The 17,270-nt window shown below is 73.8% G+C and carries 16 protein-coding genes; 10 read left to right on the top strand and 6 right to left on the bottom strand.

What is annotated here, in order from left to right; translation table 11 throughout:
- Positions 1–46 precede the first annotated feature (46 nt).
- Complete coding sequence (locus J2X49_RS10300; RefSeq protein WP_310125717.1) at positions 47–682, top strand: ATP-dependent Clp protease proteolytic subunit; 636 nt, start codon at positions 47–49, stop codon at positions 680–682.
- On the top strand, positions 682–1,347 hold the full coding sequence (locus J2X49_RS10295; RefSeq protein ID WP_146357513.1) for an ATP-dependent Clp protease proteolytic subunit: 666 nt from the start codon (positions 682–684) through the stop codon (positions 1,345–1,347). Before J2X49_RS10300 ends, J2X49_RS10295 begins: the two co-directional genes overlap by 1 nt.
- Positions 1,348–1,403: 56 nt before the next feature.
- On the opposite strand, the gene J2X49_RS10290 is transcribed toward J2X49_RS10295, so the two are convergent.
- Positions 1,404–2,036 carry a copper resistance protein CopC gene (locus J2X49_RS10290; RefSeq protein WP_310125713.1) on the bottom strand — a complete coding sequence of 211 codons (633 nt, stop codon included), beginning with the start codon at positions 2,034–2,036 and terminating at the stop codon, positions 1,404–1,406.
- A 118-nt stretch (positions 2,037–2,154) separates the two neighbouring features.
- On the opposite strand from J2X49_RS10290, the gene clpX reads away from it, so the two are divergent.
- From clpX to J2X49_RS10270, 4 genes are read left to right on the top strand one after another with little or no spacing between them, the layout of a single operon-like run.
- A complete protein-coding gene (gene clpX, locus J2X49_RS10285) occupies positions 2,155–3,432 on the top strand; it encodes an ATP-dependent Clp protease ATP-binding subunit ClpX (RefSeq protein WP_310125710.1) in 1,278 nt (425 codons plus the stop codon).
- A 47-nt stretch (positions 3,433–3,479) separates the two neighbouring features.
- The gene (locus J2X49_RS10280; protein WP_310125707.1) at positions 3,480–4,298 is read left to right on the top strand and encodes an ABC transporter ATP-binding protein; all 819 of its coding nucleotides are present in this window, start codon (positions 3,480–3,482) and stop codon (positions 4,296–4,298) included.
- Between the two features lie 41 nt (positions 4,299–4,339).
- Entirely contained in the window at positions 4,340–5,341 is a 1,002-nt protein-coding gene (locus J2X49_RS10275) for an iron-siderophore ABC transporter substrate-binding protein (RefSeq protein ID WP_310125705.1), read from the top strand.
- Positions 5,338–7,368: an iron ABC transporter permease gene (locus J2X49_RS10270; protein ID WP_310125703.1), complete on the top strand. Its 2,031-nt coding sequence runs from the start codon at positions 5,338–5,340 to the stop codon at positions 7,366–7,368. The genes J2X49_RS10275 and J2X49_RS10270 overlap by 4 nt, the downstream gene beginning before the upstream one ends.
- 20 nt (positions 7,369–7,388) lie before the next feature.
- On the opposite strand, the gene J2X49_RS10265 is transcribed toward J2X49_RS10270, so the two are convergent.
- A complete protein-coding gene (locus tag J2X49_RS10265) occupies positions 7,389–9,425 on the bottom strand; it encodes a M3 family metallopeptidase (protein WP_310125699.1) in 2,037 nt (678 codons plus the stop codon).
- 61 nt (positions 9,426–9,486) lie between these two features.
- On the opposite strand from J2X49_RS10265, the gene J2X49_RS10260 reads away from it, so the two are divergent.
- Entirely contained in the window at positions 9,487–10,278 is a 792-nt protein-coding gene (locus tag J2X49_RS10260; RefSeq protein ID WP_310125695.1) for a class I SAM-dependent methyltransferase, read from the top strand.
- Positions 10,279–10,337: 59 nt separating this feature from the next.
- Positions 10,338–10,949 (top strand): winged helix-turn-helix domain-containing protein, encoded by a 612-nt coding sequence (locus tag J2X49_RS10255; protein ID WP_310125693.1) that lies wholly within the window; start codon positions 10,338–10,340, stop codon positions 10,947–10,949.
- A 203-nt stretch (positions 10,950–11,152) separates the two neighbouring features.
- Here J2X49_RS10255 and J2X49_RS10250 read toward each other — a convergent pair whose 3' ends face one another.
- From J2X49_RS10250 to J2X49_RS10240, 3 genes are all read right to left on the bottom strand, one after another.
- Complete coding sequence (locus J2X49_RS10250) at positions 11,153–11,383, bottom strand: hypothetical protein (protein WP_128190574.1); 231 nt, start codon at positions 11,381–11,383, stop codon at positions 11,153–11,155.
- Positions 11,383–13,959, bottom strand: a complete 2,577-nt coding sequence (gene valS, locus J2X49_RS10245; protein ID WP_396131233.1) for a valine--tRNA ligase — start codon at positions 13,957–13,959, stop codon at positions 11,383–11,385. The genes J2X49_RS10250 and valS overlap by 1 nt, the downstream gene beginning before the upstream one ends.
- Before the next feature lie 112 nt (positions 13,960–14,071).
- A complete protein-coding gene (locus tag J2X49_RS10240; RefSeq protein ID WP_310125689.1) occupies positions 14,072–14,245 on the bottom strand; it encodes a hypothetical protein in 174 nt (57 codons plus the stop codon).
- A gap of 60 nt (positions 14,246–14,305) precedes the next feature.
- Between J2X49_RS10240 and J2X49_RS10235 the strand changes: the two genes are divergently transcribed.
- Positions 14,306–15,091: a fructosamine kinase family protein gene (locus J2X49_RS10235; RefSeq protein WP_310125687.1), complete on the top strand. Its 786-nt coding sequence runs from the start codon at positions 14,306–14,308 to the stop codon at positions 15,089–15,091.
- A gap of 104 nt (positions 15,092–15,195) precedes the next feature.
- On the opposite strand, the gene J2X49_RS10230 is transcribed toward J2X49_RS10235, so the two are convergent.
- The gene (locus J2X49_RS10230; RefSeq protein ID WP_310125686.1) at positions 15,196–16,536 is read right to left on the bottom strand and encodes an MFS transporter; all 1,341 of its coding nucleotides are present in this window, start codon (positions 16,534–16,536) and stop codon (positions 15,196–15,198) included.
- 75 nt (positions 16,537–16,611) lie between these two features.
- On the opposite strand from J2X49_RS10230, the gene J2X49_RS10225 reads away from it, so the two are divergent.
- Positions 16,612–17,232, top strand: coding sequence for a helix-turn-helix domain-containing protein (locus tag J2X49_RS10225; protein ID WP_310125683.1), 621 nt, complete (start codon positions 16,612–16,614; stop codon positions 17,230–17,232).
- The last annotated feature ends 38 nt before the right edge of the window (positions 17,233–17,270 follow it).

Genomic DNA, 17,270 nt, shown 5'->3' with positions numbered 1-17,270 from the left:
GCGCCGCTCGCCTAGGGTTGGAGCGAACCGAGAGAAGGAGTCACCTGTGGCTGAACCCGTCTTCGCGCCTTCGGTCTTCGACCGACTGCTGCGCGATCGCATCATCTGGCTCGGCGAGGAGGTGCGCGACGAGAACGCGAACGAGATCTGCGCCAAGATCCTGCTGCTCGCCGCGGAGGACCAGAACAAGGACATCTACCTCTACATCAACTCGCCCGGCGGCTCGATCACGGCCGGCATGGCGATCTACGACACCATGCAGTTCGTGCCGAACGACATCGTCACCGTCGGCATCGGCATGGCCGCGTCGATGGGCCAGCTGCTGCTGACCGCCGGCACCGCCGGCAAGCGCTACATCACGCCCAACGCGCGCGTGCTGCTGCACCAGCCCCACGGCGGCTTCGGCGGCACCTCGAGCGACATCCAGACGCAGGCGCAGCTCATCCTCGACATGAAGAAGCGCCTCGCCGAGATCACCGCCGAGCGCACCGGCAAGAGCGTCGAGCAGGTCAACGCCGACGGCGACCGCGACCGCTGGTTCACGGCGCAGCAGGCGCTCGAGTACGGGTTCGTCGACCACGTGCGCGAGTCGGCGGTCGACGTCACCGGCGGCGGCGGCACCGACCAGGAGGACGGCCACTCCGCCCTCGACGACAGCACCGGCCAGGAGGGTGGCAACTGATGGAGACTCCCACGTTCCAGGCGGGCGGCAGCGCCCTCCAGATGCCCGGCTCGCGCTACATCCTGCCGAGCTTCGAGGAGCGCACGGCCTACGGCTTCAAGCGCCAGGACCCGTACGCGAAGCTCTTCGAGGACCGCATCATCTTCCTCGGCGTGCAGGTCGACGACGCGTCGGCCGACGACATCATGGCCCAGCTGCTCGTGCTCGAGTCGCAGGACCCGGATCGCGACATCGTCATGTACATCAACTCGCCCGGCGGCTCGTTCACGGCCATGACGGCGATCTACGACACGATGCAGTACATCCGGCCCGCGGTGCAGACGGTGTGCCTCGGCCAGGCGGCGTCCGCCGCGGCCGTGCTGCTCGCCGCCGGCGAGCCCGGCAAGCGCCTCGCGCTGCCGAACGCCCGCATCCTCATCCACCAGCCGGCGACGTCCGACGCCGGCCGCGGCCAGGCATCCGACATCGAGATCCAGGCGCGCGAGGTGCTGCGCATGCGCGGCTGGCTCGAGGAGACGCTGTCGAAGCACTCGAAGAAGGAGGTCGAGCAGGTGTCGAAGGACATCGAGCGCGACACCTTCCTCTCGGCCGAGGAGGCGCTGGAGTACGGCCTCATCGACCAGGTGCTCACGAGCCGCAAGACGGCGCCGCAGCTGCTCGGCTGAGCAGCGCGCGAGACGAAGGCCCGGCGCCCCTCGAGGTGCCGGGCCTTCGCCGTGCGTCAGGCGCGGTCGCGTCGGGTGCGCGAGCCGCGGTTGATCGTGTACGCGATCACCGCGAGCACGCCGAGCACCGCGAGGATGCCGATCGCGACGAACGGGAACTGGCCCTCCGCCTCGGCCGGCTCCTCAGTGCCCGTGCCCTGGTCGGCGGATGCGGTGGCGGCCGGGGCGTCGGAGGTCGCCTCGGGCTCGGCGGGCTCCGTCGCCGCGGGGGTCTCCTCGGCGGCGGCCTCCCCGCACACCGGCGCGGTCTCGGCGCCGGGGGTGCCCTCGGCGCCGGTTTCGGGCTCGAACGCGAACGCGACGGTGCCGTCGACCGGGTGGCCGTCGGCCGAGACGATCTGGTAGGTGAGCGTGTAGTCGCCCGCCTCGCCGAGCTCGGCGTCGAGCGAGAGCGTGTCGCCGTCGACGGCGAGGCAGCCGTCGCCGTAGAAGCGGCCCTCGGCGTCGGTCAGCTGCATCGCGTTGCCGCCGTCGGCGCCCTCGAGCGCGAGGATCTCCTCGTTCATGACGACGCTGAACGTGCCCGGCTGCGCGGTCAGGGTGTCGCCGTCGGCGGGCGTCGACCCGATGACGGATGCGTGGGCGGGCAGGAGGAGGACGGCCGCGAGCGCGGCGATGGCGGCATGCATGCCTCCAGCCTACGGTCCGGATCTGCGCGCGGGCGGCGTGGTCGGTCGCGCTGTCACCGCCCTCGTCTAGGCTTCATGCACGGGCGCGGCCTGCGCCCCAGAGGATGGTGAGAGCGAGATGGCCCGACTCGGAGAGAGCGGCGACCTGCTGAAGTGCTCCTTCTGCGGCAAGAGCCAGAAGCAGGTGCAGCAGCTGATCGCCGGCCCTGCGGTGTACATCTGCGACGAGTGCGTCGAGCTGTGCAACGAGATCATCGAGGAGCGCGCCGCCGAGGCGGGCGAGGCGAGCGAGCACGAGGGGTTCACGCTGCCGAAGCCGCGCGAGATCTTCGCGTTCCTCGAGGAGTACGTCGTCGGCCAGGAGAGCGCGAAGCAGTCGCTCTCGGTCGCCGTCTACAACCACTACAAGCGCATCGCCGCCGCGCAGCAGCTGGCCTCGGCCGACGCCGCGGGCGACGCCGTCGAGATCCAGAAGTCGAACATCCTGATGGTCGGCCCGACGGGCTGCGGCAAGTCCTACCTCGCGGCGACGCTCGCGAAGCAGCTCAACGTGCCGTTCGCCGTCGCCGACGCGACAGCCCTCACCGAGGCCGGCTACGTCGGCGAGGACGTCGAGAACATCCTGCTGAAGCTCATCCAGGCCGCCGACTACGACGTCAAGCGGGCCGAGACGGGCATCGTCTTCATCGACGAGATCGACAAGGTGGCCCGCAAGGCCGAGAACCCGTCGATCACGCGCGACGTCTCGGGCGAGGGCGTGCAGCAGGCGCTGCTGAAGATCATCGAGGGCACGGTCGCCTCGGTGCCGCCCCAGGGCGGCCGCAAGCACCCGAACTCCGAGTTCATCCAGATCGACACGTCGAACGTGCTGTTCATCGTCGCCGGCGCGTTCGCGGGCCTCGAGGACATCATCGCCAACCGCTCCGGCAAGCGCGGGATCGGCTTCGGCGCCCCGGTGTCGTCGCTGAAGCCCGACCTCAACGTCTACCAGGACGTGCTGCCCGAGGACCTCCACAAGTTCGGGCTCATCCCCGAGTTCATCGGGCGCCTGCCGGTGATCGCGACGGTGTCGCCGCTCGACCAGGCTGCGCTCGTCGAGATCCTGAGCGAGCCGCGCAACGCGCTCGTCAAGCAGTACCAGCGCATCTTCGAGATCGACGGCGTGAAGCTCGACTTCGAGCCCGAGGCGCTGCAGGCGATCGCCGACCTCGCGGTCGACCGCAAGACGGGTGCGCGCGGCCTGCGATCCATCCTCGAGACGGTGCTCGCGCCGGTCATGTTCGAGGTGCCCTCGAAGGAGGGCGTCGAGCGCGTGATCGTGACGAAGGAGTCGGTGGCCGGCACCGAGCAGCCGATCATCCTCACCGCCGACGACATCCAGGAGCTCTCCGCCTAGCGCCGACGGAATTGCCTCCGGGGGTGAGGTAAGGCTATCCTTACCTCGTGACCTTCCCGGAGCCGGACGCCCTGCGCGGCACCGACGTGAGCCTCGCCTACGGGCGCGACGAGATCGTCCACCGCGCCTCCATCGCGCTCGCGCCCGGATGCGTCACGGCCCTCGTCGGCCCGAACGGCAGCGGCAAGTCGACGCTGCTGCGCGGCCTCACGGCGCTGCACCGCCCGAGCGAGGGGGCCGTCGTCTTCGCCGACGGGGCCGACGCCGCGTCGCTGGGGGAGCGGGAGCTCGCCCGCCGCATCGCGCTGCTCGCCCAGTCGCACCCCGACCCGTCGGGCGTGCGCGTGCGCGAGGTCGTCGCCTACGGCCGGTTCGCGCACCGCGGCCGCTTCCGCGGCGGCGACCCGCGCGGCGACGACGTGATCGCCCGCGCGATGGCCGCGACCGGCATCGCCGAGCTCGCCGAGCAGCCGGTCTCGCAGCTCTCCGGCGGCCAGCGCCAGCGCGTCTGGCTCGCCACGTGCCTCGCGCAGGAGACCGGCATCGTGCTGCTCGACGAGCCCACGACCTTCCTCGACGTGCGCTACCAGCGCGAGATCCTCGAGATCGTCCGCGACCTCGCCGACGACGGGGTCGCCGTCGGCATCGTGCTGCACGACCTCGAGCAGGCGGCCGAGGTCGCCGACGAGGTCGTCCTGCTCGTGCACGGCCGCATCGTCGCGGCCGGCACGCCCGAGGAGGTCCTCACCGCCGAGCGGCTGAGCGCCGCCTACGAGGTGCCCATCGATGTCGAGCCGTCGTCCGACGGCCTCCGCATCCGGCCGCAGCGGCTCCGCCGTCGGCCGGTCGTGTCGCGCGCCGCGTGACCCCCCACCCCGTCGGGCCGTGCGCCCGAGGAAGGATCCCCATGTCCCAGCGAACCCCGCTGTCCCGATCGCTGCTCGCCGGCGCGGCAGCGCTCACGGCGCTCACGCTCGCCGCGTGCGGCACGACCGAGCCCGCCGCCGAGACGACCCCGGCCGAGCCGGAGGCCTCCGCGGTGACGGTGACGGATGCGCGCGGCGAGGCCGTCGAGATCCCCGCCGGCGTCGAGGACGTCGTCGCGCTCGAGTGGGTCGCCGTCGAGCACCTGCAGACCGTGGGCATCGAGCCGGTGGGCGTCGCCGACGTCGCCGGCTACGAGGACTGGGCCGGGGTCGGCGCGCCGCTCGAGGGCGAGCCCGCCGACGTCGGCACGCGCACGGAGCCGTCGATCGACGCGATCGCGGGCCTCGCGCCCGACCTGATCGTCGCCGTCGCGGGCCGTGACGACGCGGCCTACGCCGACCTCGAGGCCATCGCGCCCGTGCTCGTCCTCCAGGGCGCCGACGCATCCGCGCCGCTCGAGACGATGCTCGACGACCTGCGCCTCGTCGGCGAGGCCACCGGCGGGCTCGAGGCTGCCGAGTCGGCGATCGCCGACTTCGAGGCGCACGTCGCCGACGTGGCCGCCGAGGTCGAGGAGGCGGGCCTCGCGGGCACGTCGCTCGCGCACATGGACGGCTACGAGACGGGCGGCCAGGTCGAGATCCGCCCCTACGCCGACGGCGCGCTGCTGCCGGCCGTGTTCGAGGAGGCGGGCTTCGTCAACGGCTGGCCCGGCGAGGGCGACCCGCAGTACGGGCTCGGCGCCACCGACGTCGAGGGCCTGACGGCGCTCGGCGACGACACGCACATCATCTACATGACCGTGGGCGAGCGCGACGTGTTCCGCGACCAGCTCGCCTCGAACGAGATCTGGACGGGCCTGCCCACCGTGCAGGCGGGCAACGTGCACCGCCTGCCCGACGGCATCTGGCTCTTCGGCGGCGTCGACTCGATGGCCGCCTACCTCGACGCGATCGTCGCGTCGCTCGCGCCCACGCCGTGACCCGCGTCCGACCGGGAGGGCTCGCGCTCGGCGCGGCCCTCCTCGTCGCACTCGTCGCGCTCTCGGCCTGGCACGCCACGCAGGGCACCACGCAGCTCGGCGCCGCAGAGCTGCTCGCGTGGCTCGGCGGCGACCAGGGCAACGCCTCGGTGATCGTCGAGAGCCGGCTGCCCCGCATCGCCGCCGCGATCGTCGTCGGGCTCGCGCTCGGCGCCGCGGGCTACGCGATGCAGACGCTCACCGGCAACCCGCTCGCGTCGCCCGACACGCTCGCGGTGAACGGCGGGGCGGGCGCGGCGATCGGCATCGCCGCGATGCTGGGGGTGAGCCTCCCCGGGCTCGGCGGCGCGGGCCTCGCCTTCGCCGGCGGCCTCGCCGCGGCGCTCGCCGTCGTCGCGATCGGCCGGGGCCGCGGCTCGACCACCCAGATGGTGCTCGTCGGCACCGCCCTCGCGCTCGCGCTGCAGTCGGTGACGACGGTGGCGATCATCCTCGCCGAGGAGGAGAACGCGGGGCTCTTCGCCTGGGGCGTCGGCCGGCTGTCGCAGAACGGCATCGGCACGGTCGCGCAGCTGCTGCCGGTCGTGCTCGTCGGCATCGCGGTGCTGCTGCTGCTCGCCCGCAGGCTCGACGTGCTCGCGCTCGGCGAGGAGGCGGCCACGACGCTCGGCGTCGGCGTCGGCCGCCTGCGGCTCGGCACGCTCGTCGCCTCGGTCGCGCTCGCCGCCGCGGCGGTCGCGATCGCCGGCCCCATCGGATTCGTCGGGCTCGCGGCGCCGATCGTGGTGCGGCTGCTCGTCGCCCGGATCCCCGGCGCCGCGCGCCACAGCACCGCGATCCCGCTCGCCGCGCTCGCGGGCGCGGTGCTCGTCGTCGGCGCCGACGTGCTGCTGCGCGCGGTGCTCGGCGGCACCGGCTCGCTCGACGTGCCGACGGGCGTCGTCACGAGCCTCGTCGGCGCCGTCTGCATCGTCGTGCTCGCGCGCACCGTCGCGGGCGCGGCCGAGACCGAGTCGATGTCGGTGCTCGGGGCGCGCACGCTGTCGCGCCGCGGGTGGCCGCCGATCGCGGTCGCCGCGCTCGTGCTCGTCGCGCTCACGGTGGGCGCGGTGCTGCTCGGCGACCGCATGCTGCTGCTCGGCGACGTCGCCAACTGGCTCGCCGGCCGCGCGGGCGACGCGGTGCGGGTGACGCTCGACACGCGAACGCCGCGCGTGGCGGCAGCCGTGCTCGCCGGCATCGCGCTCGCGCTCTCGGGCGCGCTCGTGCAGGCCGTCGCACGCAATGCGCTCGCCGATCCGTACCTGCTCGGCGTCGCCGGCGGGGCGGGGCTCGGCGCCGTCGGCGTGATCACGCTCGTGCCCGTGGCGGTCGGATGGCTCGTGGCCGCGGGCGCGCTGGCCGGCGGCGCGCTCGCGGGAGCCCTCGTGCTCGCGCTCGTCGGCTGGCGACGCCTCGGGAGCCTCCGGCTCGTGCTGACCGGCATCGCGCTCTCGGCGGCGACGGCGGCGCTCACGAGCCTGCTCATCGTCGTCACCGACCCCTGGAACCGGGGCAAGGCGATCGTGTGGCTCGCCGGGAGCACCTACGGCCGGGGCTTCGAGGACGTGCTGCCGGTCGCGACGGCGATCGTCGTGGCCGTGGGGGCGCTCGTGTGGATGCACCGCGACCTCGACCTCGCCCAGCTCGACGAGGCGACGCCGCGCCTGCTCGGCGTGCGGCTGTCGGCGGTGCAGGTCGTGGCGCTCGCGCTCTCGGTGGCGCTCGCCTCGACGGCGGTCGCGGCGATCGGCGTCGTGGCCTTCGTCGGCCTCGTCGCGCCCCACGCGGCGCGGGCGATCGTCGGCGCCCGCCACCGGGTGCTACTGCCGCTCGCCGCGCTCCTCGGCGGCACGCTGACGCTGCTCGCCGACACCCTCGGGCGCACGCTCATCGCCCCCGCGCAGCTGCCCGCCGGCGTGATGACCGCGCTCGTGGGCATCCCGTACTTCATCTGGCTCGTGCTGCAGGCGGGCCGGGCCCGATAGGGGCCCGGCCCAGCAGCGGGTCAGGCCGCGGTCAGCCCGCGGCGCTCGAGCAGCGGCTGCAGCTCGGCGTCGCGGCCGCGGAAGTCGCGGAACGCCTCGAGCGGGTCCTTCGAGCCGCCCACGCCGAGCAGCCGGTCGCGGAAGCGCTGGCCCGCCTCGCGGATCGACGGCTGCTGCTTGAACCACTCGACCGTGTCGGCGTCCATCACCTCCGACCAGATGTAGGAGTAGTAGCCGGCCGAGTAGCCGCCCGAGAAGACGTGCTGGAAGTAGCCCGTCGAGTAGCGGGTCGGCACGGTGTCGCTCAGCAGCCCGACGCTGTCGAGCGCGTCGCGCTCGAAGTCGGCCACGTCGACGACGGTGTCGCCGGCGACGCGCGCGTGCCACGCCTGGTCGAGCAGCGCCGCGGCGAGGTACTCGCTCGTGTCGTGCCCCTGGTTGAAGGTCTCCGACGCCTGCAGCCGCTCGATGACGTCGGCGGGCAGCGGCTCGCCGGTGTCGATGTGCCGCGCGTAGTGCTCGACGATGCCGGGCCACAGCATCCACATCTCGTTCACCTGGCTGGGGAACTCGACGAAGTCGCGGAAGACGTTCGTGCCGCCGAGCGACGGGTACGTGACCTGCGCGAACAGGCCGTGCAGGGCGTGGCCGAACTCGTGGAAGAGCGTCGTCGTCTCGTCGAAGGTGAGGAGCGTCGGCGTGCCCGCGGGCGGCTTCGGCACGTTGAGGTTGTTCATCACGACGGTCGGGTGCCCGAGCAGCGCGTTCTGCTGGATGAGCGAGTTCATCCACGCGCCGCCGCGCTTCGCGTCGCGCGTGTACAGGTCGAGCAGGTACAGCCCGACCTCGCTGCCGTCGTCGTTGCGCACCTCGAACACGCGCACGTCGGGGTGGTAGCCGACGAGGTCGTGCCGCTCCTCGAACGTGACGCCGTAGACCTGCGTCGCGGCGTGGAAGACGCCGTCCTGCAGCACGCGCTCGGCCTCGAAGTAGGGGCGCAGCGCCGCGGTGTCGACGTCGAAGCGCGCGGTGCGCTCCTTCTCGGTCCAGTAGTCCCAGTCCCAGGCGGCGAGCTCGTAGGACTCGCCGGCCGCGTCGATCTGCGCCTGCAGGGCGGCGGCCTCGGCGCGCGCGTTCGCCGCGGCCGGGGCGGCGAGCCGGGTGAGCATCGCGAGCACCGCCTCGGGGGTGCGCGCCGTCTCGTCGGCGGTGACGGCGTGCGCGTGCGTGGCGAAGCCGAGCAGCTGCGCGCGCTCGGCGCGCAGCCCCGTGAGCTCGAGCACCGTCTCGCGGTTGTCGTGCTCGTTGCCGCGCGTGCCGCGGGCGAGGGATGCCTCCATGACGCGCCGGCGGACGTCGCGGTTCGTGAGCGACGCGAGCCACGGGTGGCCCGAGAACAGCGGCAGGGTGATGAGCGCCTTGCCCTCGAGCCCGCGGTCGGCCGCGGCGGCCGCGGCGGCCGAGCGCTCGCCGTCGCTCAGCCCGTCGAGCTCGGCCGGGTCGTCGATCACCACGGCGAGGTCGTTGGTGTCGGCCTGCAGGTGCTTGTCGAAGCGGGTCGTGAGCGTCGCGATCTGCTGGTTGAGCTCCTTGAGGCGCTCGCGGGCCGCGTCGTCGAGGCCGGCTCCCGCGACCGTCATCTCGGTGTGGCGGCGCTCGACGAGGTAGCGCTGCTCGGGCGTCCACGACGCATCCGGAGCACTGTGCAGCGCAGCCACGCGCGCGTACAGGCGCGGGTCGAGGGTGATCGAGTCGGCGTGCGCCGCGAAGCGCGGCGCGTAGCGCTCCTCGAGCTCCTCGAGGAAGGGCGTCGAGTCGGTCGAGGTCATGCTCCAGAAGACGTGCGCGACGCGCGAGAGCGTCTGGCCGCTGCGCTCGAGCGGCTCCATCGTGTTCTCGAACGTGGGCGCATCGGCCTGCTCGACGATCGCGCGCACCTCGGCAGCCTGCTCGGCGAATCCGGCCTCGAAGGCCTCCTCGTAGTGCTCGTCGCGGATGTCGGCGAACGGCGGCAGCTGGTACGGGAGCGCGCTCGGCGCGAGGAAGGGGTTGGTCATGGCACCACCCTAGGCGGCGCATCCGACCGGCCCCCGAGGACGGGCCGACGTACACTCGGGCATGGCTCCCGCCGTCTACTCGCACGGCCACCACTCGAGCGTCGTGGCCGCCCACGCCGCCCGCACGGTCGCGAACTCCGCCGCCTACCTGTCGCCGCTCGTCGAGCCCGGCATGCGCATCCTCGACGTCGGCTGCGGCCCCGGCTCGATCAGCATCGACCTCGCGCGGCGCGTGGGCGACCGCGGGCGCGTCGTCGGCATCGACATGAGCGCCGAAGTGGTCGAGACCGCGCGCGCCGCGGCGGCGCAGGCGGGGGTGTCGAACGTCGAGTTCCTCGTCGGCGACGCCTACGACCCGCCGGGGGAGCGCTACGACGTGGTGCACGCCCACCAGGTGCTGCAGCACCTCGGCGACCCGGTCGCGGCGCTCGCCGCGTGGCGCGCGGCGGGCGACCTCGTCGCCGCACGCGACGTCGTCTACTCGGCCACGGTCATCCACCCCCTCACGCCGCCGCTCGCGCGCTGGCGCGAGCTCGTCGTCGCGCTGCAGGCCGCGAACGGCGGCGACGGCGACGCGGGCGCGCGGCTCAAGGCGTGGGCGCGCGCGGCCGGCTTCGCGAGCGTCGAGACGGATGTCGAGACCTGGTGCTTCGAGTCGCCCGCCGGCCGCGCCTTCTGGGGCGGGCAGTGGGCCGAGCGGGCGCTGCACTCGGCGTTCGCCGACGGCACCGAGCGGCACGGGCTCGCGGATGCGTCGGAGCGGGAGGCGATCGCGGCCGCGTGGTCGGCGTGGGCCGACGACGACGACGGCTGGATGGCCATGCTGCACGGGTGGATCCTCGCTCGCGGATGAGCCCGATAGCTGTCTGACACCGCTTGCAAAGAGACCTTTGCAAAGAGTATGCTGGACGCATGCTCGACGCCGCCGTCGACGGTTCCGGCGGCGAGAGCGAGGCCCCGGCGGCCGTCGACCTCGATTCCCTCAAGGCCCTCGCTCACCCGCTCCGCGTGCGCATCCTGCACGTGCTCACCACGCGCGGCCCGCAGACCGCCTCGTCGCTCGCGACCGCGCTCGGCGAGTCGACCGGATCGACGAGCTACCACCTGCGCCAGCTCGAGGCGAAGGGCTACATCGCCGAGGACGCCGACCGCGGCACGGCGCGCGAGCGCTGGTGGCGGCGCGCCATCGACCAGGTCGAGGTCTGGACGAAGGAGCTCGCCGACGCGCCCGAGGGCCGCGCCGCGACCGCGACCGTGCTCGGCGCGTGGACGCAGCACGACGCCGCGCTGCTGGCCGCCTACATCGCCGGCGGCGAGGAGCGCTACGACGAGCCCACGCTCGACGCGGCCCGCGTCTCGTCACGCTCGGCGACCCTGCCGGCGAGGGAGCTGCGGCGCCTCACGCGCGACGTCGAGCGGCTCATCCGCGAGCGGCTCGCGGCCGCTGCCGCCGCGTCGCCGGCCGACCCCGACGAGCCCGTCCACCGCATCCAGATCCAGTTCAACGCCTTCCCGATCGACTGATCGGGAGCCAACCTCCGAGGAGCCACCATGCCGAAGCCCGACGCCCATCCCGTCACCATGCCCATCGCCGTCATCAACGACAGCTACGCGATGGCGCAGATCCTCACGCGCCCCATGCGGTAGCGCCCCCAGACCTCCGTGCAAGGAGAAGGGCCCCAGGCAGTCGCCTGGGGCCCTGTTGTCGTTCCGCGTCGCCTCGGAGCTCAGTCCTCGCGCGTCACGAGCGCGTCGTCGCCCTCGAGCCGGATGGTCGTGCCGTCGTCGAGCTCGACCACCGGCGCGCCCTCGAGCCACGTGAGGGTCCAGCGCCAGCCCGAGGTGTCGGCGCCCAGCTCGGCGAGCGTGCGCTCCTCATCGTCGATCGCCGCGCGCATCGCGATCGGCACCGACTGGGGCGGCTCGCCGCCCACGGCCCAGCGGGTGCCGATCTGCATCAGGCCTCCTCGAGCACGATGTCGCCGACCGCGAGCTCGTCGGCCTCCACGAGCGACAGCTCCCGGATGCGCCCGACGGCCTTGAGGTCGGCGGTCGCCGCCTCGAGGTGCTCGCGCAGCGCCGCCGGCACGGCCACGACGGCCGACGCGACGGGCGTCTTCTGGCTCGCCTTCGCATCCGTCTTCGCCCGGCGGATGCCGATGAGCGCCTGGCCCACCGTCGCGAGCATGCCGGTCGAGCCGGAGCCGTCGCCGACCTCGGCGGCCTCGGGCCACGGTGCGAGGTGGATCGAGGTGTCGTGCGACCACGACCACACCTCCTCGGTCGCGAACGGCAGGAACGGCGCGAGCAGCCGCAGCTGCACGTCGATCGCCTGGCGCAGCGCCGCGATGGCCGAGCCGCGCCCGGCCGCGTCGCCCGAGTAGGCGCGCTCCTTCACGAGCTCGAGGTAGTCGTCGCAGAAGGTCCAGAAGAACGCCTCGGTCGCCTCGAGCGCCTTCGCGTGGTCGTAGCCCTCGAACGCGCGGGTCGCGGTGCGCACGACCGTCGCGAGCTCGGCGAGCATCTCGCGGTCGAGCCGCTCGGTGACCTCGCCCGGCTCGCCTTCCATCGACAGCACGAAGCGCGCCGCGTTCAGCACCTTCATCGCGAGCCGGCGGCCGATCTTGATCATCTTCGGGTTCTGCGGGTCGAGCGTCGCGTCGACGCCGAGGCGCGACGAGGCGGCCCAGTAGCGCACGCCGTCGGAGCCGTGCTCCTCGAGCATGCCGAGCGGCGTGACGACGTTGCCCTTCGACTTCGACATCTTCTTGCGGTCGGGGTCGAGGATCCAGCCCGAGAGCGCGGCGTGCTTCCACGGCGCCCGGCCGTCCTCGAACATCGAGCGCAGCAGCGTCGAGAACAGCCACGTGCGGATGATGTCCTGGCCCTGCGGGCGCAGGTCGAACGGCGTCAGCTGCTGCCAGCGGTCGGCGCCGTCGGCCCAGCCGCCCGCGAGCTGCGGGGTGAGCGACGACGTCGCCCACGTGTCCATGATGTCGACCTCGCCGACGAAGCCGCCGGGCACGCCGCGCTGCGCGGCGTCGTAGCCATCGGGCACGTCGCTCGTCGGGTCGAGCGGCAGCTGGTCGGGGCGGGGGAGCAGCACGCGGTCGAAGTCGGTCTGGCCCTCCTCGTCGAGCGCGTACCAGACCGGGATCGGCACGCCGAAGAAGCGCTGGCGCGAGATGAGCCAGTCGCCGTTGAGGCCGTGCACCCAGTTCTCGTAGCGCGTGCGCATGTGCTCGGGGTGCCAGGCGATCTCGCGGCCGTGCTCGACGAGGCGCTCGCGCAGCTGCTCGTCGCGGCCGCCGTTGCGGATGTACCACTGGCGGGTCGAGACGATCTCGAGCGGCTTGTCGCCCTTCTCGTAGAACTTCACCGGGTGCTGGATGGGCTTGGGGTCGCCGATCATGCGGCCCGAGGCCTGCAGCTGCTCGACGATCGCCTTCCGCGCGCTGAAGACCGTCTTGCCGGCCATCTCGGCGTACGCCGCCTGCGCCTCGGGCGACGAGAGCGCCTCGGGCGCCTCGGCGGCGAACCGGCCGTCGAAGCCGATCACCGAGCGGTTCGGCAGGTCGAGCTCGCGCCACCAGGTGACGTCGGTGACGTCGCCGAAGGTGCAGATCATCGCGACGCCCGTGCCCTTGGCCTGCTGCGCGAGCTCGTGCGCGACGAACGGCACCTCGACGCCGAAGACGGGGGTCGTCACCGTCGTGCCGAAGAGGTGCTGGTAGCGCTCGTCGTCCGGATGCGCGACCACGGCCACGCAGGAGGGGAGCAGCTCCGGGCGGCTCGTCTCGATCCGCAGGTCGCCGTCGCCGCTCGTGAAGAGCAGCGTGTGGTACGCGCCGGGCTGGTCGCGGTCCTCGAGCTCGGCCTGGGCCACGGCGGTGCGGAACGTCACGTCCCACAGGGTCGGCGCATCGGCCTGGTACGCCTCGCCGCGCTCGAGGTTGCGCAGGAACGCGAGCTGCGAGGTGCGGCGCGCGTCGTCCGAGATCGTGCGGTAGGTCTGCGACCAGTCGATCGAGAGGCCGAGCGTGCGCCACAGGTGCTCGAACTTCTCCTCGTCCTCCTCGGTGAGGCGCTCGCACAGCTCGATGAAGTTGCGGCGGGAGACGGGCACCTGGTCGGCGGCCTTCGAGCTCTTGCCCTCGCCGCCCTCCTGCGGGGGCGTGAAGTCGGGGTCGTAGGCGAGCGTCGGGTCGACGCGCACGCCGTAGTAGTTCTGCACGCGGCGCTCGGTGGGGAGGCCGTTGTCGTCCCAGCCCATCGGGTAGAAGACGTGCTTGCCGCGCATGCGCTGGAACCGGGCGATGAGGTCGGTGTGCGTGTACGAGAACACGTGCCCGACGTGCAGGGAGCCGGATGCGGTCGGCGGCGGCGTGTCGATCGAGTAGATCGCGTCGCGGTCGAGCCCGGCGCCGTCGAAGCGGTAGGTGCCGGCCTCCTCCCACTGCTGGCCCCACTTGGCCTCGAGGCCTTCGAGGGCGGGGCGCTCCGGGATCCCGGGCGTGGTGGGCATGGCGCTCATGGCGTCTCGCTTTCGATGTGCGCGGCATCGCGTCGGTGCCGAGAGCTGTCTCGGCGTGATGCCTGGTTGTTGCTCGGGCCAGTCTAGGCCCGCCCGTGCCGGGCTCCGCCGCTCAGCGGCCGCGGCGCATCCGCCACTGCAGGAGCGCCGTGACGGCGAGCGCGCCGGCCGCGACGAGGAAGAGCGTGCGGGCCAGGGTGTCCTCCTGCAGCAGCGCCGCGCCCGCGAAGCACGCGGCGGCGACGATCCAGAGCCAGAGGGGAGCGGGCGTGCGCGAGACGGGCATGCGACCACGCTACGCGCGCTCCCCGGGCTCCAGCCGAGGCGGGCGTGCCAGGCTGGCGGGATGGACGTCGTGAAGCGCGCTCCCGCCGACGCGGCGCACGCGCTCGCCATGGAGGCGGCGGGCCTCGCGTGGCTCGCCGAGGCCGAGGCAGCCGGCGGCACGCGGATCGCGCGGGCGCGCCTCGCCGGCGGCGCGCTGCACGTGGCGCGCGTGGCGGAGGCGCCGCCCACGCCGGCGCGCGCCGAGGCGCTCGGCCGCAGCCTCGCCGCGCTCCACGCTGCCGGGGCGCCGTGGCACTGCTGCCCGCCGGACGGGGCCCAGCCGCCGCTCGAGTGGGGCTCGTCGCGCGTGCCGATGGCTCCAGAGCCCGTCGCCGGCTCCTGGGGCGCGGCGTGGGCCGCGACCGCGGTGCGGCCGGTGCTCGAGCGGTGCGTCGAGCACGGTCGGCTGGATGCGTCGGGGGCGCGGGTCGTGGAGCGGGCGGTCGACCGCATGGCGGCCGGGGCCTTCGACGCGCCCCAGCCCGCCGGCGCGGGCGCCGTCGCGCGCATCCACGGCGACCTGTGGAGCGGGAACGTGCTGTGGTCGGACGTCGACACCGGCGCGGTGCTCATCGACCCGCACGCGCAGGGCGGGCACGCTGAGACCGACCTCGCGATGCTCGCGCTCTTCGGCCTGCCGAGGCTCGAGAGGGTGCTCGCCGCCTACGACGAGGCCGCGCCGCTCGCCGACGGCTGGCGCGAGCGGGTGCCGATGCAGCAGCTGCAGCCGCTGCTCGTGCACACGCTGCTGTTCGGCGGCGGCTACGCGGCGCGCGCCGTGGAGGTCGCGCGCTCGCTCGCGTGAGCCGCGCGCGCCGCCGAGCGGGGCGGCTGCGCCCGACCGGGGCCGGCGCGCCGTGCCCGCTCGGGCGCAGCCGCCCCACTCGCGCGCTGCGCGCCGCGCGCGGATCACACCGGCGCGGGCGCCTCCTCGCGCACGACCGCCTGCGCGGCGTCGGCGTCCTCGTCGCCGAGGTGGCGCATCCGCTGGGCCGCGAGCGCACCGACGAGCGTGAGCGCCGACAGCAGCGCGAGCACGAGGCCGGGGTGCCACCACGCGCTGTCGGTCGCGGTGCCGAGCCACGCGGTGATCGACGGGATGAAGCCCGAGAGCACCGCCGCGATCGCGTACGCGACCGAGAGCGCCGAGTAGGCGTGGCGGCCGCGGAACAGCTCCTGCATCGTGCCGCCGAGCGCCGCCCACGACGCGGTCGGCAGGATGCCGCCGACCACCATGAGCGCGACGAGCACCGCGAAGGTCGCGCTGCCGAGCAGCCAGTAGATCGGGAAGGCGATGAGCAGCGTGCCGATGGCGCCGAGCGCCACCACGCGCGCCGAGCCGATGCGCGTCGCGAGCCAGCCGAACGCGGGCACGGTGACGAACTGCAGCAGGCCGCCGATGGTCGCCGCCGTGAGCAGCTGCATCTCGTCGAAGCCGAGCGCGGTCACGCCGTAGCCCATCGTGTACGTGTTCATGAGCGAGTAGGAGCCGATGCCCAGCAGCGCCACGAGGATGGCGACGCCGAAGGCCGCGGGCTGGGTGCGCACGGCCGCCCAGACGGGGTTCTTCTCGCGCTGGCCGCTCGCGGCGAGCTCCTTGAAGACCGGCGTCTCGTCGATCGACCAGCGCAGGTAGAGCGAGACGGCGATGAGCGGGATGGCGATGAGGAACGGGATGCGCCAGCCCCACGCGGCCATGGCCTCGGGCCCCAGGCCGAAGAACATCGCGAGCATGAGGCCACCGGCGGCGACGGAGCCGATGGGGGAGCCCAGCTGCGGCAGCGACGCGAAGAACGGTCGGCGGCGGGCGTCGGCGTGCTCGGTGGCGAGCAGCACCGCGCCGCCCCACTCGCCGCCGAGCGAGAGGCCCTGCACGATGCGCAGCACCACGAGCGCGACCGCGCCGAAGAGCACCCAGTCCTCGCCCGTCGGCAGCAGGCCGACGAGGCCGGTCGCGACGCCCATGAGCGCGATCGTGATGAGCAGCGTGGAGCGGCGGCCGATGCGGTCGCCGAGGTGGCCGAAGACGATCGCGCCGATCGGCCGCACGACGAAGGCGATGCCGATCGTCGCGAAGGAGGCCAGCAGCGCGCCCGCCTCGCCGAGCGCCGAGAAGAAGAACGGACCGGCGAAGAATGCGGCGAAGTACGAATAGGTGTAGAAGTCGTACGACTCGAGCGCGGTGCCGACGGTCGCGGCCGCGGCGACGCGACGGGTGCTGGTGCGCGGGCGCGCGGGGGTGGTGATCACGGGGGCTCCTCGGGAGCGCCCGGGTGGCGCTCGTTGTCGTACCGGGTGCAACATTAGCGGCGAGAGAGGATTCCCATGGCATCGAGGCGAGGCCCAGGACGACCGCGCGCATCCGACGCCGCGACGATCCACGAGGCCGCCCTCGAGCTGTTCCTCGAGGCGGGCTACGACGCGGTGAGCGTCGACGACATCGCGCGCCGCGCCGGCGTCTCCCGCGGCACCGTCTTCAGCTACTGCGCCTCGAAGGCCGACGCGCTCTGGGTCGCGCTCGACGCGGCGATCGCGCGTGCCGCCGACGCGCTCGAGCAGGGCGCTGCGGATGCGGTGCCGCAGCGGGACGCGCTGGCCCGGCTCGTCGACGCCATCGCGCACGCGGTGCAGCCGTGGGGCACGACGCCACCGACCGCCCTGCGCGACGCGGCGGCGATGGGCGCGGAGCCGGCCCTGCGCGACGGCGCCGCCGCGCACCTGCAGCCGCTCGTCGACCGCGCCGCACTCGCGCTCGCGCTCGAGCGCGACGCGCTGCCGGAGGCGGCGGCGGCGGCGGTGGCGCCGGTCGCCATCGTCGCCGCCGCGTGCGCGGCGCTCGTCGCATGGACGCATGAGCCGGGCCGCCCGCCCGCGGCGCAGGCTGTGCGCGCCGCGCTCGAGCCGATCGCCGCTGCATCACGGATCCACAACGATCCGGCGGTCTGACGCCGCGCCTCTCGCGCTCGCCGCCATCGGGGCGGATC

Source organism: Agrococcus sp. BE272 (assembly GCF_031457935.1).
Lineage (GTDB): Bacteria > Actinomycetota > Actinomycetes > Actinomycetales > Microbacteriaceae > Agrococcus > Agrococcus sediminis.
Note: the sequence above shows the minus strand (reverse complement) of the source record. Positions and strands in the feature narration are given on the sequence as shown.